Below are 24,966 nucleotides of genomic sequence, written 5' to 3'. Positions count from 1 at the left end.
AAAAATCTGTCTTGAATGTGTACAACCGATAGGAAACCAATGACCTCACTCAACCTCACCCAACTCGCCTGGACCCCATTGGGTCACGGCCACTGTCATCACCAGTTCCAATTGCGTGACGCCAGTTTGCAGGTGGGTGCCGGGGAGTTTGTCGGGTTGATCGGCCCCAATGGCAGCGGCAAGACCAGCTTGTTGCGCTGCGCCTATCGGTTCAGCAAACCAGAAAGCGGCGAGGTACTGCTCGACCACCAGAACGTCTGGAAACAAACCTCTCGCTGGTGCGCCCAGCGCATCGCCGTGGTGCTTCAGGAATTTCCCGATGCCTTCGGTTTACGGGTGGACGAGGTGGTTGCCATGGGCCGCACGCCCCACAAGGGATTGTTCGACAGCGACACCATAGAAGACCAAAAGCTGATTCAACAGGCCCTCGAATCCGTCGGCCTGCTGGGCTTTGAAGACCACGCTTTCGCCACCCTCTCCGGCGGTGAAAAGCAACGGGTTATTCTCGCCCGTGCCCTGGCCCAACAACCGCAACTGCTGATCCTCGACGAACCGACCAACCACCTCGACCCGCGCTACCAGCTTGAGCTTTTAAAGCTGGTCAAACGCCTGAAGATCGGTACCCTGGCCAGCATTCACGACCTGAACCTGGCCGCCGCATTTTGTGATCGCCTGTATGTGATCAACCACGGGCGCATCGTCGCCAGCGGCACGCCTCACGAAGTGCTGACCGTCGAGCTGTTGCGCGAGGTATTCGGCGTCGAGGCGCTGATCGACACTCATCCCCTGTCCGGCTACCCCCGAATCACCTGGATAACCCAACCATGATCCTGCGCTCCCTGCTGTCCATCGCTTTGTTGTTCAGCGCTTCCCAGGCCTTCGCCGAAGCGACCCATTACCCGCTGAAAATCCAGAGCTGCAACCGCGAAGTGACCTTCAAGCAAGCGCCCAAACAAGCGGTCAGCCACGACATCAACATGACCCAGATGATGCTCGCCTTGGGCCTCAAGCCGCATATGGCCGGCTACAGCGGCGTCACTGGCTGGAAGTCGGTAACCCCACAAATGGCACAGATCCTCGACGGCCTGCCGGAGCTGGCGAGCAAGTACCCGTCAGTGGAAACCCTGCTCAACGCCAACGTCGATTTCTTCTTCGCTGGCTGGGACTACGGTATGCGCGTGGGCGGTGACCTCACCCCGCAAACCCTGCAACCCCTGGGCATCAACGTCTATGAGCTGACCGAATCCTGCGCATTTGTCATGAAGCGCCCGGCGGCCACTCTTGAAGACACCTACAACGACCTGCGCAACCTGGGCAAGATTTTCGACGTGCAAGACCGCGCCAACACGCTAATCGCACAGATGCAGGAGCAAGTCGCCGAGGTGCAAAAAAGCCTGCCCGCTGACAAACCTCGCGTCTTCCTTTACGACAGCGGTGAAGACCGCGCCATGACCTCCGGGCGCCTGGGCATGCCGCAAGCACTGATCGATGCGGCCGGTGGGCGCAATATCCTCGATGACGTCGAAGCCAGCTGGACCCGCATCAACTGGGAAACCGTGGTGGAGCGCAACCCGCAGGTCATCGTGATCGTCGACTACAGCGAAATCACCGCCGAGCAGAAAGAGCAATTCCTGCTGAACAACCCGGCGCTGCAATCGGTGGACGCCATCAAGAACCAGCGCTTCATCGTCATCCCTTACGTGCAAGCCACGCCGGGGATCGACAACGTGCTGGCGGTTGAAACCCTGGCCAAGGGATTCCACGGCGAATGATCAACCGTCGCTACGCCTTGTTGCTCAGTGCCCTTGGTGCGTTGTTGCTGGTCTCCTGCGTGGTCTCGCTGGGGTTCGGCTCAGCGCGGGTGCCGGTGGACGTGGTGTGGCGGATTTTGCTGCACAAGGCCTTCGGTATCGGTGAGATGAACTGGAGCGTCGGCCAGGAACATATCGTCTGGCTGATCCGGGTGCCGCGCATGTTGCTCGGTGCGCTGGTGGGCGCCGGCCTGGCGTTGATCGGCGCGGTGTTGCAGGCGGTAACGCGCAACCCCCTGGCCGACCCGCACCTGCTGGGCGTGACCTCCGGCGCCACCCTCGGCGCGGTGATCGTGGTGCTGCATGTCGGTGAAATCGTCGGCCTGCTGACCCTGCCCATCGCCGCCTTTATCGGTGCGCTGCTAAGCATGATCGTGGTGCTGGCAGTGGCCAGCCGCAACGGTCGCCTGGAAAGTGATCGCTTGCTGCTGTGCGGCGTTGCGGTGTCGTTCGTGATGATGGCGGTGGCCAACCTGCTGCTGTTCATGGGCGATCACCGCGCGGCGTCGGCGGTGATGTTCTGGATGCTCGGCGGTCTGGGGCTGGCGCGCTGGGAGTTGCTGACGGTTCCCTGCGCCACCGTGCTGTTGGGGCTGGTGTTGCTGCTGGGGATGGCTCGCCCGCTGAATGCCCTGATGGCCGGCGAACAGACTGCCGTGACCCTGGGCTTGAACGCACGCAATGTGCGGCTCAAGGTGTTCCTGATCGCCTCGCTGATGACCGGCGTGCTGGTGTCCATCAGCGGTTCCATCGGTTTTGTCGGGCTAATGGTGCCGCACATTGCCCGGCGTCTTGTAGGCGCCGAGCATCGGCGCTTGCTGCCGGTGTGCGTACTTCTGGGCAGCATCTTCCTGGTGTGGGTCGATGTCTCGGCACGCACAATGATTGCCCCGGAGGACTTGCCCATTGGCGTGGCCACCGCGGCCATCGGCGGGCTGTTTTTCATAGGGTTGATGCGCAAGCGCTGACACCCGGCAGCTACCGCCCCGTTGTAGCGCACGCTTGCGCACCAACACTCCTCCCCTGCCTGCTCATGGTGCGCCGCTGCCGGCCACCACGGTGCAAAACCGACTATTTCCTGCCTTTTGCCGACTAGGCACACCCCTTGCAACTACCCACTCAATGCCCGTATCTGCCCCCACATAACAACGTTGAGTCATGGAGATTGCACAATGAAGCGTCGCAGCTTGATCAAGGCTTTCACTCTGTCGGCATCCATCGCCGCCATGGGCATGACCTGGACTGTCCAGGCCGCCGAGACCATCAAGATCGGTATCCTGCACTCGCTGTCCGGGACCATGGCCATCTCCGAAACGTCCCTCAAGGACATGGCGTTGATGACCATCGACGAGATCAACGCCAAGGGTGGCGTGAACGGCAAGATGCTGGAAGCGGTGGTGGTGGACCCGGCATCGAACTGGCCGCTGTTCGCCGAGAAAGGCCGGCAGTTGCTGACCCAGGACAAGGTCGCGGTGGTGTTTGGTTGCTGGACTTCGGTGTCGCGCAAATCGGTACTGCCGGTGTTCGAAGAGCTCAACGGCCTGCTGTTCTACCCAGTGCAATACGAAGGCGAAGAAATGTCGCCCAACGTGTTCTACACCGGTGCCGCGCCTAACCAGCAGGCGATCCCGGCGGTGGAATACCTGATGAGCGAAGAAGGTGGCAGCGCCAAGCGCTTCTTCCTGCTGGGCACTGACTATGTGTACCCACGCACCACCAATAAAATCCTGCGTTCGTTCCTGCATTCCAAAGGCGTGGCCGACAAGGACATCGAAGAGGTCTATACCCCGTTCGGTCATGCCGATTACCAGACCATCGTCGCCAACATCAAGAAGTTCTCCGCCGGCGGCAAGACTGCGGTGATCTCCACCGTGAATGGCGACTCCAACGTTCCGTTCTATAAAGAATTGGCCAACCAGGGCCTGAAAGCCACCGACGTTCCAGTGGTGGCCTTCTCCGTGGGCGAAGAAGAGCTGCGCGGCATCGACACCAAGCCGTTGGTGGGCAACCTCGCGGCGTGGAACTACTTCCAGTCGGTGGAAAACCCGGTAAACAAGAAATTCGTGGCTGACTGGAAAGCCTACGCCAAAGCTCACAACCTTCCGGGCGCGGACAAAGCCGTGACCAACGACCCAATGGAAGCCACCTACGTCGGCATCCATATGTGGGCCCAGGCTGCTGAAAAAGCCAAATCCACCGACGTCGACAAGGTCCGCGAAGCCCTCGCCGGCCAGACCTTCGCCGCGCCATCGGGTTTCATCCTGACCATGGACAAGACCAACCACCACCTGCACAAGCCGGTGATGATCGGCGAGATCCAGGCTGACGGGCAGTTCTCTGTGGTGTGGCAAACCAACGAGCCGGTCCGTGCCCAACCCTGGAGCCCGTACATTCAGGGCAATGACAAGAAGCCTGACTATGCCGTGAAGAGCAACTGAGCCACGGAGACTGGCCAATAACCTGTGGTGAGGGAGCTTGCTCCCTCACCACAACAGCCCGGCTCCCACATTGTCCGCGCAAGGCCCACTGATATGCCTACTGCCCTTTACCGCTTCATCCTGGCCGTCCTGTTTGTGCTGCCATTGGCCGCACACGCAGGCGATGCCGACGATTTCCTGGCAGCCAACCCGGCCCAACAAGCCACGCTGCTGCAAGACTGGGCCGCCCAGCCCGATCTGGCCCGCATCGAGTTGGTCAACGCCCTGCAACAAGGCCAACTCACGGTCAACGGCGAAACCAAAAACGTACGCCTGAACAACCGCCTGCGCGGCCTGATCGACAACGTGCAAGCCAGCCAGCAACTACTCGCCGCCGATCCCAGGATTCGCCAGGCCGCAGCGCAAACCCTACAAAAAAGCGCCCAACCTGCGCAGCTGAAATTGCTCGACCAGCAACTCGCCGCTGAGACCAACGACGACGTCCACGCCGCCCTGAGCCTGGCCCTGGCCAACCTGCAACTGGTGGACACCGACCCGGCCGTACGCCTGGCCGCCGTGCGCCTACTCGGCAACACCGGCGATCCGCTGGCCCGCACCCGCCTGGAAAGCCTGCTGGCCCCAGGCGTGGAAACCGACGCCGCCGTGCACACCGCCGCCGAAACCAGTCTGGCCCAGGTCAAGCGCAAACTGCTGGTGGGCGAAATCCTCGGCCAGGCCTTCAGTGGCATGTCCCTGGGTTCGATCCTGCTGCTGGCGGCCCTCGGTTTGGCGATCACCTTCGGCTTGCTCGGGGTGATCAACATGGCCCACGGCGAGATGCTGATGCTCGGCGCTTACTCCACCTATGTGGTGCAGTTGCTGATGCAGCGCTACGTGCCCCAGGCCATCGAGTTCTATCCGCTGATCGCGCTGCCGGTGGCGTTTTTTGTCACCGCCGCCATAGGCATGGCCCTGGAGCGCACAGTGATTCGTCACCTCTACGGCCGGCCCTTGGAAACACTGCTCGCCACCTGGGGCATCAGCCTGATGCTGATCCAACTGGTGCGCCTGGTGTTCGGTGCGCAAAACGTCGAAGTGGCCAACCCAGCCTGGTTGTCGGGCGGAATTCAAGTGCTGCCCAATCTGGTGCTGCCGTACAACCGCATCGTCATCATCGCCTTCGCCCTATTTGTGGTGGTGCTGACCTGGCTGCTGCTGAACAAGACCCGCCTGGGCCTCAATGTGCGAGCAGTGACCCAGAACCGCAACATGGCCGCCTGCTGCGGCGTACCCACCGGGCGCGTCGACATGCTCGCCTTTGGCCTCGGTTCCGGCATCGCAGGCTTGGGTGGCGTGGCCTTGAGTCAAATTGGCAACGTCGGCCCGGACCTGGGCCAGAGCTACATCATCGACTCGTTCCTGGTGGTGGTGCTCGGCGGCGTCGGCCAGTTGGCCGGCAGCGTCATGGCCGCTTTCGGTTTGGGGATCACCAACAAGATTCTTGAGCCGCAGATCGGCGCCGTGCTCGGCAAGATCCTGATCCTCGCGCTGATCATTCTGTTTATCCAGAAACGCCCGCAAGGACTCTTCGCACTGAAAGGACGGGTGATCGACTGATGAACCAGCCATTAATACTGACGGCCACGCAAAAGGCCGGTCCCAAGGTGACGATTGCCGTCGGTGTGGTGATCCTGACCCTGCTGCTGGCCCTGCCGCTGTGCTCCCTGCTGTCGCCGGAAAACCCGCTGCACGTCTCGGCTTATACCCTGACGCTGGTGGGCAAGATCCTCTGCTACGCCATCGTCGCGCTGGCCCTGGATCTGGTCTGGGGTTACGCCGGGATGTTGTCCCTGGGCCACGGCTTGTTCTTTGCCCTCGGTGGTTACGCCATGGGCATGTACCTGATGCGCCAGGCCTCTGGTGATGAACTACCGGCATTCATGACCTTCCTGTCATGGACTGAGTTGCCGTGGTATTGGGTCGGTACCAATCACTTCCTCTGGGCGATGTGCCTGGTGGTGTTGGCGCCGGGGTTGTTGGCGCTGGTGTTCGGGTTCTTCGCCTTCCGCTCGCGGATCAAGGGCGTGTATTTCTCGATCATGACCCAGGCGTTGACCTTCGCCGGGATGCTGCTGTTCTTTCGCAACGAAACGGGCTTTGGCGGCAATAACGGCTTTACCAATTTTCGCAGCATTCTCGGCTTTGGCATCACCGAACCGGGAACGCGAGCAGTGCTGTTTTTCGCCACCGTGCTGTTGCTGGTAGCGAGCCTGTACATCGGCTGGCGCCTGGCGCAAAGCAAGTTCGGCCGGGTGCTGACGGCGCTGCGCGATGCCGAGAACCGTCTGATGTTCTGTGGCTACGACCCGCGTGGGTTCAAGTTGTTTGTCTGGGTCTTGAGTGCGGTGCTGTGTGGCCTGGCGGGTGCGTTGTATGTGCCGCAAGTAGGGATCATCAACCCCAGCGAAATGTCACCGACCAACTCCATTGAAGCTGCCGTGTGGGTGGCACTGGGCGGGCGCGGCACGCTGATCGGCCCGCTGCTGGGCGCAGGGGTGGTCAACGGCATGAAGAGCTGGTTTACCGTGGCCTTCCCCGAGTACTGGCTGTTCTTCCTTGGAGCCCTGTTCATCATCGTTACCCTGTACTTGCCCAAGGGTGTAATCGGTCTGCTGAAGAAGAGGGGCGAATAATGAGAGTCACTGCAACGGCTGAGTTCATGCTCGAACCGATCCTGGAACCCAACAAGGACCAAGGCACCAGCCGCGACGCCATTGGCCTCGGCCAGGCGGCGGGCAAGGGCCTCAATACCCGCCACGGCACCATCCTGACCCTGGAAGATATCAGCGTCAGCTTCGACGGTTTCAAGGCCCTCAACGACCTGAACCTGTATATCGGCGTCGGTGAACTGCGCTGCATTATCGGCCCCAATGGCGCGGGCAAGACCACGCTAATGGACGTGATCACCGGCAAGACCCGACCCAGCCACGGCAAGGCCTGGTTCGGTGAAACCCTGGACCTGACATCGCTGAGCGAAGTGCAGATCGCTCAGGCCGGGATCGGTCGCAAGTTCCAAAAGCCTACGGTGTTCGAAGCCCTGAGCGTGTTCGAAAACCTGGAGCTGGCGCAGAAGACCGACAAGTCGGTATGGGCCAGCCTGCGGGCGCGCCTGAGTGGTGAACAGAGGGATCGCATCGACGAAGTGCTGGACACCATTCGCCTCACCGCCTCGGTCCATCGCCCGGCCGGCTTGCTGTCCCACGGTCAGAAGCAGTTCCTGGAAATCGGCATGTTGCTGATGCAAGACCCGCAACTGTTGCTGCTGGACGAACCGGTGGCGGGCATGACCGACGCCGAAACCGAATTCACCGCCGAACTGTTCAAGCGCCTGGCGGGCAAGCATTCGTTGATGGTGGTGGAACACGACATGGGCTTTGTCGGCTCGATTGCCGACCATGTGACGGTGTTGCACCAGGGCAGCGTGTTGGCCGAAGGGTCGCTTGCACAGGTGCAGGAAAATGAGCGGGTGATCGAGGTGTATCTCGGTCGCTAACAGGCGCTGTTTGTGGCGAGCGGGCTTGCCCGCGTTGGGCTGCGAAGCGGCCCAAAAACCAAACGCCGCGTTCTAACTGACGGTATGCGGTGACTCTATTGAGGCTGCTACGCAGCCCAACGCGGGCAAGCCCGCTCGCCACAATAGGCTCTGAAATTGAGGAGATTTTGAACATGCTGCACGTCGACAAGTTGCACCAATACTACGGCGGTAGCCATATCCTGCGGGGCCTTTCGTTTGACGTGAACGTCGGCGAAGTCACCTGCCTACTGGGCCGCAACGGCGTGGGCAAGACCACGTTGCTCAAATGCCTGATGGGCCTGCTGCCGGCAAAAGAGGGCGCAGTGAACTGGGAAGGCAAGACCATCACCGGCTTCAAGCCGCACCAGCGGGTGCACGCGGGGATCGCCTACGTACCCCAGGGCCGGGAGATTTTCGGGCGACTGACCGTGGAAGAAAACCTGTTGATGGGCCTGTCCCGCTTCCCTGGCACCGAAGCCAAGGAAGTCCCGGCTTTTATCTACGAATTGTTCCCGGTGCTGCTGCAAATGAAACAACGCCGGGGCGGCGACTTGTCTGGCGGCCAGCAACAGCAACTGGCGATTGGCCGAGCGCTGGCCAGTCGTCCGCGCCTGTTGATTCTGGATGAGCCCACCGAAGGCATCCAGCCGTCGGTGATCAAGGAAATCGGCGTGGTGATCAAAAAGCTCGCTGCCCGTGGCGACATGGCGATCCTGCTGGTGGAGCAGTTCTACGATTTTGCCGCCGAACTGGCTGATCAGTACCTGGTGATGTCACGGGGTGAAATCGTCCAGCAGGGCCGTGGAGAAAATATGGAAGCCGACGGTGTACGCGGCCTGGTTACCATCTAATCTGTAGCGTCCTGACAATAAGCACTGACCATGAACCTGCCTGTATCCCCCGCCCTGTTCACCCCCAACTGGCATGCCGAGCTTACACTGGCCTACGCGCGCGTTGGCGACACCACGCGCCCGGTCCTGCGCCGCCACAAGGGCCCTCTGCGGGTACAAAAGCACCTGTACGCCGAAGGCCCCGAGGTGTGCCAGCACATTATCGTCCACCCGCCGGGCGGAATTGCCGGGGGTGATAGGCTGGACATCAACGCCCATGTCGGCGAAGGCGCCTGGGCGCAACTGACCAGCCCCGGGGCCGCCAAGTGGTACCGCGCCGGCGGCCCGGCCTATCAACAGCTGGAATTATCGGTCGAAGCCGGCGCTACCCTGGAATGGCTACCCCAGGAAACTATCGTGTTCAGCGCCGCCCAGGCCGAACTCACCACGCGCATTGCCCTGCAAGGCGACGCCCGGCTGTTCTACTGGGACGTGGTGGCACTGGGACGACCGGCCAGCGGTGAGCGCTTCGACCTTGGGCACTTCCAGTCCCAACTGGATATCCGCCGCGACGGCCAGTTGCTCTGGCACGAACGCCAGCGCATTGTGGGCGGCGACGGTTTGCTCGACTCGCCGATTGGCCTGGATGGGAAATCGGTGTTTGCCACGTTGTTGGTGACCGGTGAAATCGACAGTGACTTATTGGAACAGTGTCGCTCGCTGCCCCATGCGGTGCGCGGCGACCTGACGCAATTGCCCGGCTTGCTGGTGGCACGCTGCCTGGCCAGCGAAGCCTTGCTGGCGCGGGGCTGGCTGATTGAATTGTGGCGCTTGCTACGCCCGGCGTTGCTTGGGCGTGAGGCGTTGGAACCGAGGATCTGGAACACATGAACAACACGCATTCTTTAAATTGCCCAAAAGCGGACTTCGAACGATGGACCTGACCCCTCGGGAAAAAGACAAACTGCTGATCTTCACCGCAGGCCTGGTGGCCGAGCGGCGATTGGCGCGCGGTGTGAAGCTCAACTACCCGGAAGCCATGGCGTATATCTCGGCAGCACTGCTGGAAGGCGCCCGCGATGGCCGGACCGTGGCCGACTTGATGTATTTCGGCACCACCCTGCTCAGCCGTGAGCAAGTGATGGAAGGCATCCCGGAAATGATCCCGGATATCCAGGTAGAAGCCACCTTCCCCGACGGCACCAAACTGGTGACCGTCCACCAGCCCATCGCCTGAGGCCCAGCCATGTCTATGCTGATTCGTGATGCAGTACACGGCGACCTCCCGGCAATCCGCGATATCTACAACGATGCCGTGCTCAACACCATGGCGATCTGGAACGAGCAACTGGTGGACCTGAGCAATCGCCAGGCCTGGTTCAGTGCGCGCCAGGCGCAGTTCTACCCGATCCTGGTGGCGGTCGAAGACAATCAGGTGCTCGGCTACGCTTCATTTGGCGATTGGCGGCCCTTCGAGGGATTTCGCCACACCGTCGAGCACTCGGTGTACGTGCGCAACGACCAGCGCGGCAAGGGCCTCGGTCCACGCCTGATGGAAGCCCTGATCGAGCGGGCGAAAACCTGCGACAAACACGTAATGGTCGCCGCCATCGAAAGCGGCAACCAGGCGTCGATCCGCCTGCATGAGCGCCAGGGCTTCACCATCACCGGGCAGATGCCGCAAGTGGGCACCAAGTTCGGCCGCTGGCTGGACCTGACCTTTATGCAACTGACGCTTAACCCCGGCGCGGAGCCGCCAGCCGTAGACAAGGAGTAACAACCGATGAACGCCGCCCACCTGCGCCTCGTCAATGCTGAAAGCTTTGCCCATTACCGCCAGGGCTTGATTGAGCTGTTGCTGGACGCCGTGCAGCACGGCGCATCGGTCGGCTTCATGGCCGACCTCGACGAAGCCCAGGCCCGCAGCTATTTCAATAGCGTGCAGGCCGGCATCGAAGACGGCAGCCTGTTGCTGTGGGCGGTGGTTCGCGATGAACAGGTACTGGCCAGCGTGCAACTGGCGCTGTGCCAGAAAGCCAACGGACTGAACCGCGCCGAGGTGCAAAAGTTGCTGGTACTCAACGAGGCACAACGCCGTGGCCTGGGCCAACAATTGATAAATGCGCTGGAGCGAAGCGCTCGCCAGTACAAGCGCGGCCTGCTGTACCTGGACACCGAAGTCGGCTCACCGGCTGAAGCGTTCTACCAGTCTCAGGCCTATATCAAGATCGGGGAACTGCCCAACTACTGCCAAAGCCCGGACGGACGCTACAGCTCGACCGCCATCTACTTCAAGACCCTGGGACAACCTGAATGATTCCTGGCGAATACCGAATCCGGCCTGGCGACATTGAACTCAATGTCGGCCGCCGCACCCTCAGCCTGAGTGTGGCCAACAGCGGCGACCGGCCGATCCAGGTTGGCTCGCATTACCACTTTTTCGAAACCAACGACGCACTGACATTTGATCGTGCGGCCAGCCGTGGCATGCGCCTGAACATAGCAGCGGGTACGGCGGTGCGGTTTGAGCCGGGGCAGAGCCGCGAGGTGGAGCTGGTGGACTTGAGTGGCTTGCGCCGGGTGTATGGCTTTGCCGGGCGGATCATGGGCGACCTGGATTGAACAGATTTGTTTGCCTAGCGGGCTTGTGTGGCAAGCCCGTTCGCCACACAAGCCGGTTTGCCAGAATAAATCAGTGTAGAACCTCATCTATGCGCAAGGATTTCCAATGAAAATCTCCCGCCAAGCTTATGCAGACATGTTCGGCCCCACCGTCGGTGACAAGGTCCGCCTGGCCGACACCGAGCTGTGGGTGGAAGTGGAAAAAGACTTCACCACCTACGGCGAGGAAGTGAAATTCGGCGGCGGCAAAGTGATCCGCGATGGCATGGGCCAAAGCCAACTGCTGGCCGCGGAAGTGGTCGATACCCTAATCACCAACGCGCTGATCATCGACCACTGGGGCATCGTCAAGGCCGACGTTGGCCTTAAAAACGGCCGCATCGCCGCCATCGGCAAGGCCGGCAACCCGGATATCCAGCCCGGCGTGACCATCTGCGTCGGCGCCAGCACCGAGGTGATTGCTGGCGAAGGCATGATCCTTACCGCCGGCGGTATCGACACCCACGTGCACTTCATCTGCCCACAGCAAATCGAGGAAGCGCTGACCAGCGGCGTCACCACGATGATCGGCGGCGGCACCGGCCCAGCCACCGGCACCAATGCCACCACCTGCACCTCGGGCCCGTGGCACCTGGCGCGGATGCTCCAGGCATCGGATTCGTTCCCGATGAACATCGGTTTTACCGGCAAGGGCAACGCTAGCCTGCCGCAGCCATTGATTGAACAGGTCAAGGCCGGCGCCATTGGCTTGAAGCTGCACGAAGACTGGGGCACGACGCCGGCGAGTATCGACAACTGCCTGACGGTCGCGGACCAGTACGACGTGCAAGTGGCGATCCACAGCGACACCCTCAACGAATCCGGCTTCGTCGAAGCCACCCTCGCCGCCTTCAAGGGCCGCACCATTCACACCTACCACACCGAAGGCGCCGGGGGCGGCCATGCGCCGGACATTATCAAGGCCTGTGGCTTGCCCAACGTGCTGCCCAGCTCTACCAACCCGACTCGGCCGTTCACCCGCAACACCATCGACGAACACCTGGACATGTTGATGGTCTGCCATCACCTGGACCCGAGCATTGCCGAAGACGTGGCCTTCGCCGAAAGCCGCATCCGCCGCGAAACCATCGCCGCCGAAGACATCCTCCACGACCTCGGCGCGTTCTCGATGATCAGCTCCGACAGCCAGGCCATGGGGCGCGTCGGCGAGGTCATCACCCGAACCTGGCAGACCGCCGACAAGATGAAAAAGCAGCGCGGCCCGCTGCCGGGTGACGGAGAGGGCAACGACAACTTCCGCGCCAAGCGCTACATCGCCAAGTACACCATCAACCCGGCGATCACCCACGGTATCAGCCATGAAGTGGGCTCCATCGAAGTGGGCAAGTGGGCCGATCTTGTGCTGTGGCGCCCGGCGTTCTTTGGCGTCAAGCCAACCCTGATTCTCAAGGGCGGAGCGATTGCCACAAGCCTCATGGGCGACGCCAACGCCTCGATCCCCACGCCGCAACCGGTTCACTACCGGCCGATGTTCGCCAGCTTTGGCAGCTCGCTGCACGCTACCAGCCTGACCTTTATCAGCCAGGCGGCACTGGCGGACGGCTTGCCACAAGCACTGGGATTGAAGAAGCAGATCGCAGTGGTCAAAGGCTGTCGGGACGTGCAGAAAACCGACCTGATCCACAACAACTACCTGCCAGACATCGAAGTCGACCCGCAGACCTATCAGGTCAAGGCCGACGGGGTACTGCTGTGGTGTGAACCGGCGGATGTGTTGCCAATGGCCCAGCGGTATTTTCTGTTCTGACCGGTCATCGGCAGGCGTGAGCCGCGTCAGGGGTTTTGCACCAACCGCCCCAACCGCTGCTTGAGCATCTGGTTCTCGGACCGCAGTAGCTGGACCTCTTCGAGCAGGTCCAGCGCCAGGGCGACGCCTTCCCATTCCAGCTCCAGGTCCTTGCGCAGCGCCGATGCCCGCTTGGCCACAGCCAACTCGTAATCGGTAAAACGCCAGGACTCGGGACTCGCCCCCTCCGGTTCAAGGATGCCGTGTTCGACGATCTCGATCACGTAGGCCACCGACAAATCGGTGGCCTCACAAAACTCGGTCATGTTCACTTGAACCACGTGGGGACTGCTCATCGTTAGCTACTCCATGATTCTCTCGGATCGAAAGCGGCCTTGTTCGCCAGCTCCTGCCACAACGCCTTGACCTCGTCGTCGGCGCTTTTGGGCATGACTGCCTTGAGTTGCACAAACAGATAACCGCGCTGCCCGGCCTTGTTCAGCAAGCCGTGGCCCTTGGCGCGCATGCGCTGGCCGTTCTGGCTGCCGGCCGGCACTTTCAGGTTGATCTTGCCGGTGAGGGTCGGTACCGCGACTTCCGTGCCCAGCACCAACTCCCACGGAGCCAGCGGCAGGGTGATGATCAGGTTTTCACCTTCCACATCGAATTTCGGATGAGGCGCAAACTTGATGATCAAGTACAGATCGCCATTGGCACCGCCGCCAATGCCCGGCGCGCCCTGGCCCTTGAGGCGGATGCGTTCGCCGTCGGCCACACCGGCCGGGATCTTCACGTTCAGGCTTTTGGTGGTGTTGCTGACGTGCTGGCCTGCCGCGTTGTACTGCGGCACCTGGAAGTTGATCGGCTTGGACTCGTTGGACAGGGTCTCTTCCAGGAAGATCGGCAATTCCATTTCCACATCTTGTCCTCGACGCCCGGCACTATGGCCCTGGGCACCACCAAAGCCATTGCCACGCGAGCCAAAGATCGAGCTGAAGAAATCCGAAAAATCGCCGGTGTCCTGACTGCCGCCATAGCCGCCACGGCTCTGCCAGCCTGGCGGGCCCTGGAACGGCTGGCCATGCTGACCGTACTTGCGCAAATCGTCGTATTCGGCGCGCTTGTCGGCGCTTTTCAGCGCTTCATAGGCTTCGGACGCGTCCTTGAACTTGGCTTCGGCATCCTTTTCCTTGCTGACGTCGGGATGATATTTACGTGCCAGCTTGCGATAGGCCGCCTTGATCGCCTTGTCGTCTGCTGTCGGCTCTACGCCGAGAATCTTGTAATAGTCTTTGAAGTCCATCGGGGGCATCACCATCCGTTATCGATATCGCACTGCCAGCGGCACAGCATGCGCCTGTTTGCGGCGTTTGGATTGACCGATCTCAATCTTGTGACCGAGGGGTGCGTCAGAAGTTTATCGGCGGCGTGACGAACAATCTTGATAAATGCGTCAGCCACCAACCGTATGGAGGGGATTTGGGGGCAAACGCTGACCTTTCAAGGTAACAAGTCCGTTGTATTTAGCGGATAGTCGGCCTACGCATCTGAACGTGGGTGGCATACACTGCGCGGCCGTTTTTCAACCGGAACCCGAAAGACATGAAAAACCTATCCCCAGCCCGTGCCTGTGGCATCGACTTTGGCACGTCCAACTCCACTGTCGGCTGGATCCGCCCCGGCATGGAAACGCTTATCGCGCTGGAGGACGACAAAATCACCCTGCCTTCGGTGGTGTTCTTCAACTTCGAAGAGCGCCGCCCTGTCTACGGCCGCCTTGCGCTGCACGAGTACCTAGAAGGTTACGAAGGCCGCCTGATGCGCTCGCTCAAGAGCCTGCTGGGTTCCAAGCTGATCAAACACGACACCAGTATTTTGGGTACGGCCATGCCGTTCAAGGACCTGTTGGCGCTGTTTATCGGCCAGTTGAAGCAGCGCGCCGAAACCACCGCCGGGCGTGAGTTCGAAGAAGTGGTGCTGGGCCGCCCGGTGTTTTTTGTTGACGACGACCCGATGGCCGACAAGGAAGCCGAAGACACCCTGGTGGACGTCGCCCGCAAGATCGGTTTCAAGGAAGTCTCCTTCCAGTACGAGCCGATTGCCGCTGCGTTTGACTATGAGTCGACCATCGAAAAAGAAGAGCTTGTCCTGATTGTCGATATCGGCGGCGGTACTTCTGACTTCTCCCTGGTGCGCCTGTCGCCTGAGCGGCGCGACCTGGACAACCGCCACGACGATATTCTCGCCACCGGCGGCGTGCACATCGGCGGGACCGACTTCGACAAGCAACTGAGCCTGCAGGGCATGATGCCGCTGTTCGGCTACGGCAGCCGCATGAAAAGCGGCGCCTATATGCCCACCAGCCATCACATGAACCTGGCGACCTGGCACACCATCAACTCGGTGTACTCGCAAAAGACCCAGTTGGCCTTGGGCAGCATGCGCTACGACATCGAGGATACCGGCGGCATCGACCGCCTGTTCAAGCTGATCGAGCAACGTGCAGGGCACTGGCTGGCGATGGAAGTGGAAGAAACCAAGATCCAACTGACCCGCGACGAGAGCCGCCATGTGCTGCTCGACCGGGTCGAGCCGGGCCTGAGCGTTGAGTTGAGCCGAGCGTTGTTCGAGTCGGCCATCGATAACCTGCTCGAACGCATCCGCAACAGCGTCACCCAATTGCTGGACGATGCCTCGGTGGATGTGGCCCAAGTGGACACGGTGTTCTTTACCGGCGGTTCCAGCGGCATTCCGGCGCTGCGCCACAGTGTGTCGGCGATGCTGCCGAACGCGCGGCATGTGGAAGGTAATATCTTTGGCAGTATTGGCAGTGGTCTCGCGATTGAGGCGAGCAAGCGCTACGGGTACTGACTAGGAGCAGCTTTACGCTGTAGGAGCGAGCTTGCTCGCGAAGGTGGTGAACGCTAACGCGGGCTTGCTGGTTAACCGCGGCGCTCTCGAGTTTTTCGCGAGCAAGCTCGCTCCTACAGCTTGCCGCTGCTCCTAAACCATCCCCCCAAGCTTCAACTCACTCTTCAAGTACGCATAGTAAATCGGCCCCGCCACCACCCCCGGCAGGCCGAAGGCTGCTTCGAACACCAACATCGCCAACAGCAACTCCCAGGACTTGGCACTGATCTGCCCGCCGACGATGCGTGCGTTAAGAAAGTATTCCACCTTGTGGATCACAATCAGGTAACCCAGCGCCGCCACGGCGACCCAAATCGACAGCGACAGCGCGACGATGGTGATCAGGGTGTTGGACATCAGGTTGCCAATCACTGGCAGCAAGCCCAGCAGGAAGGTCAGCACGATCAAGGTTTTGGTCAGCGGCAGGTGAATCCCGCACAGCGGCAGGACCACGGCCAGGAACACGGCGGTGAATACCGTGTTGAGCGCGGCGATCTTGATCTGGGCGAAGACGATGTTGCGAAAGGCCTGGACCAGCAGATGCAGGCGATCGAACAAGGCCGCCGCCAGGGGTTTGCGCTTGGTCAGATCCGGCACGCGCTGCAAGGCCATGATCGCCCCCAGGACCATGCCGATCAGCAGCGTCACAAACATGTGCGCCGCGTCCTTGCCCACCAGTTGCAAATCGCTCAGGTGCTTACTGACCCATTCGCCGATGGCGATGCGAAATTCAGCGGCGCTGGCGGGCAGGTAGGCATCGAGGAACGGCGGCAGTTGCCCACGCGCCTGGTCTACCACGCCCATGAATTTATCCAGGGACGCCCCGGGATTTTCCGCTTCGTGCAGCAGGAAACTGATGGCGCCGGCAAAAACCAGCGCCAGCACGCTGACGATCAAGGTGCCCAGCAATGCCACCGCCAGCCAGCGCGCGCGCCGACCTTCGATCAACCGCTGCAACTGCGGGGTGAGCATATTGACCAGTTCAAAGACCAGCAGGCCAGCCAAGAGGCTGGGCAGCAGCTTCAACGGCAGTACCAGCAATAACCCGCCGAAAATGATGATGTAGCTGGCCAGTAACAACACATGACGCTGAGAAAACGTTGGCATACAGCCTCAAAACGAACGGCGTTAAAGGATGCTGTAGGAGCGAGCTTGCTCGCGATGGGCGTTAACGATAACGCGCTCATTCTGAATAAACGCACTGATCTTACGTTCATCGCGAGCAAGCTCGCGCCTACAGAGGGCTGTGTGCGAGTGTCGCAGCCTTCTATGGCACGAGGCTATTATTTCTTCAGGCAGGTGCTCATAAAGGTCTTGCGCGCATCACCTGCCAGGGCTTTGATCTTGGCAGTGGCATTGCAATCTTTCATCTTCTGCTGCTGGGGAGTCAATGTCTTGGCATCGTTGGCAGCCGGAGCGGCCTTGAGGCAGGTGCTCATGTAGGCTTTGCGCTCATCACCCTTGAGCGTCTTGGTGGTGGCTTCGGCGTTGCAGGTGGTCATTTTGTTTTGCTGGGCAGTTGCAGCAAAACCCTGGGAACAGATCAGCAGGCCCATCATCAACAACGGAATACGCAACATCTTCATGGAGTTTTCTCCCTGTTACCGTGCCGAGGAGCACGGCCTCCCCTGCAGTGTAGACAAAGCCTGTTACACCTTCACCTGCTACGTATATTCGTCCGTCGATAGTGCTCCGGCGTGCAGCCGGCCTGGCGCTGAAACATGGCGATAAAGGCCGACGCGGTGCTGTAGCCCAAGTCAAAAGCCACTTCCTGGACGCTACGGGTGCTGTCCAGCGCTTCGATGGCCACCAGGAAGCGCAGGCGCTGGCGCCACTCGCCGAAACCCATGCCCAGTTCGCGAACAAATTGCCGGGCCAGGGTGCGCTCACTGACATGCACCTGGACCGCCCACTGCGCCAACGGCCGGTTGTCGCCAGGCGCAGCCTGCATCCCTTCCAGCACGCTGAGCAGGCCGGGGTTGCTGGCGTAAGGCAGGAAACAATCATGCACCGGCGCCTGCTTGAGTTGGTCCACCAAAACCTGGGCCAGGCGCACGTCGGCATCGTTCTGAGGGATGTTCACGTCGCGCTCGGCGAAATCACTGAGGATCGCCTTGAGGATGTCACTGATGGTCAGGGTGCTCGGCACGTTGGGCAGTTGTTCGCAGAGTTCCGGCGCCAGATACACCGAGCGGTAGACAATCGCCTGGGCGTTGTAGGAACTATGCTGGGTGTTCGGCGGAATCCACACTGCGTATTGCGGCGGCGACATGAAGCGGCTGCCGGCCACTTCAAAGCGCATCACGCCACGGGCCGAGTAATCCAGGGAGCCCCAGGCGTGCTGGTGGGCACTGGCGTGGGTGTCGGCCTCGAACTCGGAGTAGCGGAAGTACACCGGGGCCGGCAGCGCAGCGAAATCGGGAAGGTTGATGTATTTCTTGCACATATTGTCTGGATTCAAAGGTCGTATGGCCGGATCGAAGTATAGGCTTCGATCCAGACAAAGGATAATCATCGCTCGCTAACGTTTCTGGTTCCTTTCGATGCAATACGCTTATCCGTTACTGGCCATTTTTATCTGGGCTGGCAATACCGTGATCAACAAGCTCGCGGTGGGTTCGATCTTCCCCGCCGAGATCGGCTTTTACCGCTGGCTGCTGGCGGGAATTCTGTTCACCCCGTTCATGCTCAAGCCGGTCATTGCCAACTGGCCGTTGATTCGCCCCAACCTGGGCAAGATTTTCATCCTCGGTGTGCTGGGCATGGCGGTGTATCAGAGCCTGGCGTATTACGCGGCAACCCTGACCACGGCCACCAACATGGGCATCATCCTGTCGCTGATGCCGCTGATGACCCTGGCCGCCGCCATCATCAGCCTCGGCCAGAGCCTGACATTGGGTGCATTGACCGGTGCAGTGCTGTCGTTCGCCGGGGTGCTGGTGGTGGTCTCGTCCGGCAGCCTTGGCGCGCTGCTGCGACATGGGCTGAACCTGGGTGACGGCATGATGCTGGTGGCCACACTGGCCTACGCGATCTACAGCACGCTGCTGAAAAAATGGCAGTTGCGCCTGCCACCGCTGGTGCTGCTGTATTTGCAGGTGCTGGTGGCGGTGGTGGTGCTGTTTCCGCTATTCCTCGTATCCGAAAAAACCGGACTAGGCTGGTCGAATATCCCGCTGGTGCTGTACGCCTGCCTGCTGGCCTCGATGATCGCACCCTTGGCCTGGATGCATTCGGTCAAGACCCTGGGCCCAAGCCGCACCACATTGTTTTTCAATCTGCTGCCATTGATTACCGCGCTGATTGCGGCGGTGGTGTTGAAGGAGCAGTTGGCGCTGTATCACTTGGTGGGCGGAGTGCTGACCTTGGGTGGGGTGATTTTGTCGGAGCGCTGGACCACGCCGATTGGGGGCAAGGTCAGGGTTGCTGGCTAAATCCCGGCAGCCTTCAACCGCTGGGCATGCTCAGTAAACAACCGGATCGGTTCCGCGCCCTTGCCCACCAGCCCCAGTGACTGGTTGACGATATCGAAGTGGTCCAGCGGGTAGTTATCGCCGATCACCGTTCCCAAGTGCGAACTGTAGCGCCCGACCATGCCGTCACACTGGTCTTTCTCCCGGACGAATGTGCGGGAAAACAACCGGCAACTGCGGTTCGTGCCGTCCAGCAGGTTGCGCCCGCGATCGGTTTTGCCCGGCTGCAAGGTGCCGGACCAGGAGTAGTAACGCACCCCGTTGACCTCCCCAGCGCCCTGCCCGCCCCAGGTATCCGGCAGCCCCTGGGGATACTGGCGATTGAACAGGGCCACGCCTTCACTGGTCAGCGACTGATGAGAGGCGTGGATATCCGCCGCAAAACGCGGACCGCGGTAACCGGTTTCCAGCAGGCTCATCACGGCACCGATCAGACGTAGCACCACACTCATGATTCGGCCCTTGGCGCTGTTGGCCGGGTAATGGCTATGGATGTGATCCGCCAGTTCCGAGCCATGATTGGGGCCGGCCACCGACGTCACCGACGCCACCCACTCAGGACGCTTTGCCGCCGCATAACGCGCCGTCAGCGAGCCCTGGCTATGGCCGATCAAGTTGACCTTATCGGCACCGGTCTCCCGGCGAATCGTCTCGATCTGCGCCAGCAACTGCTCGCCACGCACCTCGCTGGAGTTGAGCGGCGCCACCTGCACCGCAACGACCTGCGCGCCGCCCGCACGCAACGCCGGGACAATACCGTACCAGTACGGGTACACCACCAGGCGCACAAACCCAAGCATGCCCGGCACCAGTACCAGGGGATAACGTGTTGCCAATGACTGAGGCATGGGGCGAACGTCCTTGAAAGTGAGCCGATGAGCGCCATCCTAGACGAACCACCGGCAAACCAATATGACGAATTAACGACCAACTCATGACACTACTTGAGCCCCACCACTGCGGCGGTGATCAGCAGAAAAGTCCAGGCCTCCTCAGAACGCCCGCGCCAACACGCGCAACTGGCGCTCGGCGTCATCACTGGAGCGGCGGAACGCTTCTGGGACGGACTCTTCACCTTCGGCGGCAATCACAGTGATGTCGTCGATACCAACAAAGCCCAGGGCTGTGCGCAGGTGTGGATCAGCGTGATTCATCGCTTCGTTCTCGCCCCCCGGACCAAACCCGCTGCCGCCGCGACTGGTGATGATCAGCGCCTTCTTGCCCAGCAGCAAACGCTGGTATTGGGCGCAGCCCTGGCTGTCCTGAGTGACGTTGAAGGTCAGGCCCATGCGCACAATGTGGTCGATCCAGGCCTTGAGCCCGCTGGGCAGGCCGAAGTTGTACATCGGTGTGGAAATCACCAACAGGTCGTGACCGATCAACTCGCCCACCAGTTCATCGCTCAATTGCAGGTCTGCCTGCATGGCCAGGGGGCGCGCATGGGGTTCGGGGTAGAAGTTCGCCGCGACGAACGCTTCGCTGACATGGGGGATAAAGGCCCGGCCGACTTCCCGTCGGGTCAGCCGCGTATCAGGGTTGGCGGTTTGCCAGGTGTCGAGAAACACTTCCGTCAGGCGCCGGGAGTGGGAGCGCTCGCCACGGGGGCTGGCATGGATCGCAAGCATTCTATTCATCTATAAGGCCTTCACGGGCTAGACTCAGGCGACCTGAATGGTCGACTTTCTTACCAGCAAACTAGTGCTGTCGAGTCCACCCAACAAATGAGCAATAGTTACGCAGAATGAAATAAATTCATCCATGGAGCCCGCCATGTTTGCCTCGCTGCCCCTCACCGCCCTGCGCGCCTTTGAATCCGCATCGCGCCTGCTCAGCTTCAAGGCGGCAGCCCTGGAACTGTCGGTGACGCCGACAGCGGTGTCCCATCAGATCCGCTCCCTGGAAACCTGGCTGGGGGTGGCGCTGTTCGAACGCCTGCCGCGCCAGGTAAGGCTGACCGAATGTGGCGAGCGGTTGTTCCACAGCCTGCACGGCGCGCTGCTGGAGGTAGCGCAAAGCGTCGACACCCTGCGCCCGCAACGCAGCGTCGGCAACCTCACGCTTTCCACGACGCCGGCCTTCGCCGCCCTGTGGTTGGTGCCACGGCTGGGGCGTTTTTATGCCGCTCATCCGGGGATCAACCTGCGCCTGGACACCCACTGCGACGTGGTGGATTTGCAACAAGACGCCAGTATCGACCTGGTGATTCGCTACAGCCTCGACAATTACCTCAACCTGTACGGCCTGTGCCTGTTCGATGAGTGTTTCGCGGTCTATGGCTCACCCGAACAAGTGGCATTGGCAAGCACTCAGCCCCCGACGCTGATCAGCGTGCGCTGGCACAACTCCAAGCTCTACGCCTTGGGCTGGCAAGCCTGGTGTGACAAGGCCGGCGAGCATTGGCTGCAGCAAGCCAAGTCGATACGCGAATACGACGAAGAGCACTACGCCCTTCAAGCGGCGATTGCCGGCCAGGGCCTGGTGTTGGCCAGTAACATCCTGGTTTCACAAAGCGTGGCCAGCGGTTTGCTGGTGCCTTATAGGCCCCAGGTCAGCGTCGACGGCGCGGGGTACAGCGCGCTGTGCGTACCTGGACGCGAGCGGCATCCACCGGTCAGGGCGTTTTTCCAGTGGTTACAGGAGGAGGCGCGGCTGTCCGGACACGCACAGTGACATCCAATAAAACTTTTTGTGTGACGCGGCACTCACAACTTGGAGCGATCACGCCGTCAGAGCGTGGCGCAAACCGGATATCGCCCTGAGGAGAATGAGATGACTGACTCACATTTGTCTGACGTAGCCACACTGCGAGCGCGCGCCCGCAAGAACGTCGAGAACGGCGCCGTAACCGAAGGCTACGACGCCGACCGCCAGGAAGTCCTGCGCCTGCTTAACGAGTCGCTGGCCACGGAACTGGTCTGCGTGCTGCGCTACAAGCGTCATTACTTTATGGCCAACGGCATTAAAGCCCATGTCGCCGCCGAGGAGTTCCTGGAGCATGCCAAGCAGGAAGCGGAGCACGCCGACAAGCTGGCTGAGCGCATCGTGCAGTTGGGCGGCGAGCCGGAATTCAACCCGGACCTGCTGTCGAAGAATTCCCACGCGCAATACGTTGCGGGCAATACCTTGAAGGAAATGGTCTACGAAGACCTGGTGGCCGAGCGGATCGCGGTGGACAGCTACCGCGAGATCATCCAGTACATCGGCGATAAAGATCCGACCACCCGGCGGATCTTCGAAGACATTCTGGCCCAGGAAGAAGAACACGCCGATGACATGGCGGATATTCTGCAGGACCTGTAAACCTTTCCCACGACCATTCCCACGCGGAGCGTGGGAATGATCACGCCCGCGTCAGCCTTTCACCGTCTTCGGGGCCTTGCCTTCCTTCATCTGTTGCAGCAACGGTGCACACTGGTTGGGCTCATCGCCACTTGGCGCCACCAGCGCCAGCAAGCCGGCAGCAGGACCTGCGATCACACCCAGCGCGACCATCCCCGCCCCCCGCAACATCAACGGCACCGCTTTCACCCCGGCATTGGGCTTGATAAATGGCCCGTCGACGTACAGCGGTGAGCGCAGGGAAAACAGCCGAAAGCCTTTGGACTCGGGTGTAATGGTCAGGTCCAGTTGTTCACTGGCCATATTCACCGTGCCATCAACGTAGATGATGGCGTTCTCGGTATCGAACACAAACAGCCGAGTGGTGGCCAGGCCGGTCTTGATGCCGAAGTCCGCCGCCGCGCAGTTGATCTTCACTTCCTTGTCGCCAAACAGGCGGCCGACCACGTAGTTACCCACGTTGAGCCCGGCGATTTCCATCAGGCTGCGGCTGATGGCGCCGTCGTTGATCAACATCTTCAGATCGCCATTGGCACTGCCCAGCAGCGCCGCCACGGAGTTACCACGCCCGGCGATATCGGCATCGCCATTGAGTTCACCGAAGCTGGTTTTCATCGGTTCGAAAGTGGGAAACAGCTGCTTGAGCTTGAAGTTGCGCGCCGTCAGTTTTGCCCGGCCGTCCATAGGCGTGACGCGGCCATTGAGGCGAATCTGCGCGTCGAGCTTGCCGCCGGCCACGCCAAAACGCAGGGGTTCCAGGCTCAATTCGCCATCATTGAGCACCAGGTGCGTGTAGAGATCGGTGAACGGCAAGTCGGTGCTGTGGACGATGCGTTTGCCGGTGAGTTCAACATCGGCGTCCATGTCGCGCCAGCGCTCGGTGCGAAACTCTTCCACCGGCAGCACCTTGGTCGCCGGCTGCTTGCTCATCCCTCCACGGGCTTTTTGCTTGGCGTTGGAGTCGGCGCCGATCAAGGGCGCAAGGTCAGCCAGCAGCAGTTGATTGGACACCAGCGCACCGCTGAGCTTGGGCCGCGGCTGGCTGGCGACGTACGCCAGGTTGCCGTGGATATCACTGCTGCCGATCTTGCCGTTGAAGTTCTCGTAGCGGAACGACGCACCGCCCGCCTCATGCAGCTTGGCGATCAGGTGACCGTCGGTGGAATAGGCCGGCGAATCCGGCAGGGTGACGCCCGTCAGCGGGTACAGGTTGCCCAGGCTGCTGCCGGACAGTTTCAGGCGTAGATCCAGGGCGCCGAGGTTCCGCGGGTCGGTCAGGGTGCCGGCCAGGGCGATACTGGTGTCGGCGATCTTCACCTGGGCTTGCAGCGGGAACGGCTTGGTCGCGTCCTGCAAAGCCAGCAGACCACCGATCTTGCCAGTGCCGGCTAGTTTCTGACCGTGGTATTGGCCTTTGACCTTGAGGCCGAAGGCGTAATCCTGTGGCACCGAGCCCTTCTCCTGGGCTTTTTTGGTGTCGCTATCACCGACGATTTCACTGAAGGGAATCGGTTTGCCCAGCAGGTCGATCAACACATCGAGCTGGGTCTTGAGGGTTTGGTCGTCGAGGGTAACGTGGCCCTTGTCGAAACCAATGGCGCCGATGTCTACCACCCAGTTGGACGGCTCTGCATTCGGATCCTTGGGGTCAAACTGGAAGGCCCAGTTGGCACGGCCGTCGGCCAGGCGCTGCAACTCGGCGCTCGGTTCGGTGAGGTCGATACGCGGAATGACCACGCGCTGGGCCAGCAATGGCAACGGCGCGATGCGAAACTCCACACGTTTCAACGTGACCATCTGCGGCTTTTTCGACCACTCGGGGTTGCCCAGCGTCAGGTCCTCGGCCACTACGTGGGGCCAGGGAATCCAGGCGCGCCAGCCACCTTCGTCGGGCTCGCGCTGCCAGACCACGGCCAGGTTGCCATTGATGGCAAAGGGACGATGCAGCTCTTCGCAGATCTTGGCATTGAGGGGGGGCTTGATCCGGTTCCAATCGAAGAACACCAGGATCAATACCACGACGGCGATTAACAGAGCGAAGCTGGCGCAGCTCCAGGCGAGAATTTTACGAGTGCGCGTCATTGCACAGGGCTCCTGAATACGGCTGAGCGTGCGCGTTGCGGCGCACCTTAGGACTACAGCCTATATGGCTACGACTGACAAACGGCCTGGGGGTTTAACCCAAGCGCCAATTAAGCTGAAAA

At 60.9% G+C, this 24,966-nt stretch carries 26 protein-coding genes; 18 read left to right on the top strand and 8 right to left on the bottom strand.

Translation table 11 applies throughout. The features are described from left to right. The first annotated feature begins 39 nt into the window (after window positions 1–39). The 14 genes from AAEZ06_RS20410 to ureC all read left to right on the top strand — a co-directional run bounded on the left by AAEZ06_RS20410 (window position 40) and on the right by ureC (window position 13,061). Entirely contained in the window at window positions 40–828 is a 789-nt protein-coding gene (locus AAEZ06_RS20410) for an ABC transporter ATP-binding protein (protein WP_149411100.1), read from the top strand. Next, the gene (locus AAEZ06_RS20405; RefSeq protein ID WP_149411101.1) at window positions 825–1,772 is read left to right on the top strand and encodes an ABC transporter substrate-binding protein; all 948 of its coding nucleotides are present in this window, start codon (window positions 825–827) and stop codon (window positions 1,770–1,772) included. Before AAEZ06_RS20410 ends, AAEZ06_RS20405 begins: the two co-directional genes overlap by 4 nt. Beyond that, window positions 1,769–2,779: a FecCD family ABC transporter permease gene (locus AAEZ06_RS20400; RefSeq protein ID WP_149411102.1), complete on the top strand. Its 1,011-nt coding sequence runs from the start codon at window positions 1,769–1,771 to the stop codon at window positions 2,777–2,779. Before AAEZ06_RS20405 ends, AAEZ06_RS20400 begins: the two co-directional genes overlap by 4 nt. 204 nt (window positions 2,780–2,983) lie before the next feature. Then, window positions 2,984–4,249 (top strand): urea ABC transporter substrate-binding protein, encoded by a 1,266-nt coding sequence (gene urtA / locus AAEZ06_RS20395; protein ID WP_350615908.1) that lies wholly within the window; start codon window positions 2,984–2,986, stop codon window positions 4,247–4,249. A gap of 93 nt (window positions 4,250–4,342) precedes the next feature. Next, window positions 4,343–5,845: an urea ABC transporter permease subunit UrtB gene (urtB, locus tag AAEZ06_RS20390; RefSeq protein ID WP_350615906.1), complete on the top strand. Its 1,503-nt coding sequence runs from the start codon at window positions 4,343–4,345 to the stop codon at window positions 5,843–5,845. Continuing rightward, the gene (urtC, locus tag AAEZ06_RS20385; RefSeq protein WP_149411105.1) at window positions 5,845–6,921 is read left to right on the top strand and encodes an urea ABC transporter permease subunit UrtC; all 1,077 of its coding nucleotides are present in this window, start codon (window positions 5,845–5,847) and stop codon (window positions 6,919–6,921) included. Before urtB ends, urtC begins: the two co-directional genes overlap by 1 nt. Continuing rightward, a complete protein-coding gene (gene urtD, locus AAEZ06_RS20380) occupies window positions 6,921–7,781 on the top strand; it encodes an urea ABC transporter ATP-binding protein UrtD (protein ID WP_502948044.1) in 861 nt (286 codons plus the stop codon). Before urtC ends, urtD begins: the two co-directional genes overlap by 1 nt. A 173-nt stretch (window positions 7,782–7,954) precedes the next feature. Next, a complete protein-coding gene (gene urtE, locus AAEZ06_RS20375; protein WP_350615903.1) occupies window positions 7,955–8,653 on the top strand; it encodes an urea ABC transporter ATP-binding subunit UrtE in 699 nt (232 codons plus the stop codon). A gap of 30 nt (window positions 8,654–8,683) precedes the next feature. After that, the gene (locus AAEZ06_RS20370) at window positions 8,684–9,523 is read left to right on the top strand and encodes an urease accessory protein UreD (protein WP_350615901.1); all 840 of its coding nucleotides are present in this window, start codon (window positions 8,684–8,686) and stop codon (window positions 9,521–9,523) included. A gap of 43 nt (window positions 9,524–9,566) precedes the next feature. After that, entirely contained in the window at window positions 9,567–9,869 is a 303-nt protein-coding gene (locus AAEZ06_RS20365) for an urease subunit gamma (protein WP_133101479.1), read from the top strand. Window positions 9,870–9,878: 9 nt separating this feature from the next. Then, window positions 9,879–10,409 (top strand): GNAT family N-acetyltransferase, encoded by a 531-nt coding sequence (locus AAEZ06_RS20360; RefSeq protein ID WP_350615899.1) that lies wholly within the window; start codon window positions 9,879–9,881, stop codon window positions 10,407–10,409. A gap of 6 nt (window positions 10,410–10,415) precedes the next feature. After that, window positions 10,416–10,949 (top strand): GNAT family N-acetyltransferase, encoded by a 534-nt coding sequence (locus AAEZ06_RS20355; protein ID WP_149411110.1) that lies wholly within the window; start codon window positions 10,416–10,418, stop codon window positions 10,947–10,949. Next, on the top strand, window positions 10,946–11,254 hold the full coding sequence (locus AAEZ06_RS20350; RefSeq protein WP_149411111.1) for an urease subunit beta: 309 nt from the start codon (window positions 10,946–10,948) through the stop codon (window positions 11,252–11,254). Before AAEZ06_RS20355 ends, AAEZ06_RS20350 begins: the two co-directional genes overlap by 4 nt. A gap of 106 nt (window positions 11,255–11,360) precedes the next feature. Next, on the top strand, window positions 11,361–13,061 hold the full coding sequence (ureC, locus tag AAEZ06_RS20345; RefSeq protein WP_350615896.1) for an urease subunit alpha: 1,701 nt from the start codon (window positions 11,361–11,363) through the stop codon (window positions 13,059–13,061). 26 nt (window positions 13,062–13,087) lie between these two features. Here ureC and AAEZ06_RS20340 read toward each other — a convergent pair whose 3' ends face one another. Continuing rightward, entirely contained in the window at window positions 13,088–13,396 is a 309-nt protein-coding gene (locus AAEZ06_RS20340) for a chaperone modulator CbpM (RefSeq protein WP_149411113.1), read from the bottom strand. 2 nt (window positions 13,397–13,398) lie between these two features. Then, window positions 13,399–14,343, bottom strand: a complete 945-nt coding sequence (locus tag AAEZ06_RS20335) for a DnaJ C-terminal domain-containing protein (protein ID WP_350615893.1) — start codon at window positions 14,341–14,343, stop codon at window positions 13,399–13,401. Between the two features lie 299 nt (window positions 14,344–14,642). Here AAEZ06_RS20335 and AAEZ06_RS20330 point away from each other — a divergent pair, with 299 nt between their 5' ends. Further along, window positions 14,643–15,911: an Hsp70 family protein gene (locus AAEZ06_RS20330; protein ID WP_149411115.1), complete on the top strand. Its 1,269-nt coding sequence runs from the start codon at window positions 14,643–14,645 to the stop codon at window positions 15,909–15,911. Window positions 15,912–16,043: 132 nt separating this feature from the next. Here AAEZ06_RS20330 and AAEZ06_RS20325 read toward each other — a convergent pair whose 3' ends face one another. The 3 genes from AAEZ06_RS20325 to AAEZ06_RS20315 form a co-directional block, all read right to left on the bottom strand. After that, on the bottom strand, window positions 16,044–17,057 hold the full coding sequence (locus AAEZ06_RS20325; protein WP_133101471.1) for an AI-2E family transporter: 1,014 nt from the start codon (window positions 17,055–17,057) through the stop codon (window positions 16,044–16,046). A gap of 176 nt (window positions 17,058–17,233) precedes the next feature. Then, window positions 17,234–17,536, bottom strand: coding sequence for a PsiF family protein (locus AAEZ06_RS20320; RefSeq protein WP_149411117.1), 303 nt, complete (start codon window positions 17,534–17,536; stop codon window positions 17,234–17,236). Between the two features lie 71 nt (window positions 17,537–17,607). Beyond that, window positions 17,608–18,396 (bottom strand): AraC family transcriptional regulator, encoded by a 789-nt coding sequence (locus AAEZ06_RS20315; protein ID WP_149411118.1) that lies wholly within the window; start codon window positions 18,394–18,396, stop codon window positions 17,608–17,610. 97 nt (window positions 18,397–18,493) lie between these two features. On the opposite strand from AAEZ06_RS20315, the gene AAEZ06_RS20310 reads away from it, so the two are divergent. Continuing rightward, window positions 18,494–19,384 carry a DMT family transporter gene (locus AAEZ06_RS20310; protein WP_149411119.1) on the top strand — a complete coding sequence of 297 codons (891 nt, stop codon included), beginning with the start codon at window positions 18,494–18,496 and terminating at the stop codon, window positions 19,382–19,384. Here AAEZ06_RS20310 and AAEZ06_RS20305 read toward each other — a convergent pair. After that, on the bottom strand, window positions 19,381–20,271 hold the full coding sequence (locus AAEZ06_RS20305) for an esterase/lipase family protein (protein ID WP_350615889.1): 891 nt from the start codon (window positions 20,269–20,271) through the stop codon (window positions 19,381–19,383). The genes AAEZ06_RS20310 and AAEZ06_RS20305 overlap by 4 nt on opposite strands. Before the next feature lie 144 nt (window positions 20,272–20,415). Continuing rightward, window positions 20,416–21,057 (bottom strand): FMN-dependent NADH-azoreductase, encoded by a 642-nt coding sequence (locus AAEZ06_RS20300; protein ID WP_350615887.1) that lies wholly within the window; start codon window positions 21,055–21,057, stop codon window positions 20,416–20,418. A gap of 124 nt (window positions 21,058–21,181) precedes the next feature. On the opposite strand from AAEZ06_RS20300, the gene AAEZ06_RS20295 reads away from it, so the two are divergent. Together AAEZ06_RS20295 and AAEZ06_RS20290 are read left to right on the top strand one after the other, a co-directional pair. After that, window positions 21,182–22,093 (top strand): LysR substrate-binding domain-containing protein, encoded by a 912-nt coding sequence (locus AAEZ06_RS20295; protein WP_350615885.1) that lies wholly within the window; start codon window positions 21,182–21,184, stop codon window positions 22,091–22,093. Between the two features lie 99 nt (window positions 22,094–22,192). Next, window positions 22,193–22,723, top strand: coding sequence for a ferritin-like domain-containing protein (locus AAEZ06_RS20290; protein ID WP_149411123.1), 531 nt, complete (start codon window positions 22,193–22,195; stop codon window positions 22,721–22,723). A gap of 51 nt (window positions 22,724–22,774) precedes the next feature. Here the strand turns inward: AAEZ06_RS20290 and AAEZ06_RS20285 are convergent, their stop codons facing one another. Then, window positions 22,775–24,844 (bottom strand): AsmA family protein, encoded by a 2,070-nt coding sequence (locus AAEZ06_RS20285; protein ID WP_149411124.1) that lies wholly within the window; start codon window positions 24,842–24,844, stop codon window positions 22,775–22,777. Window positions 24,845–24,966 lie beyond the last annotated feature (122 nt).

Source organism: Pseudomonas sp. HY7a-MNA-CIBAN-0227 (assembly GCF_040310325.1).
Lineage (GTDB): Bacteria > Pseudomonadota > Gammaproteobacteria > Pseudomonadales > Pseudomonadaceae > Aquipseudomonas.
This window is presented reverse-complemented; position numbering and strand designations above follow the sequence as displayed.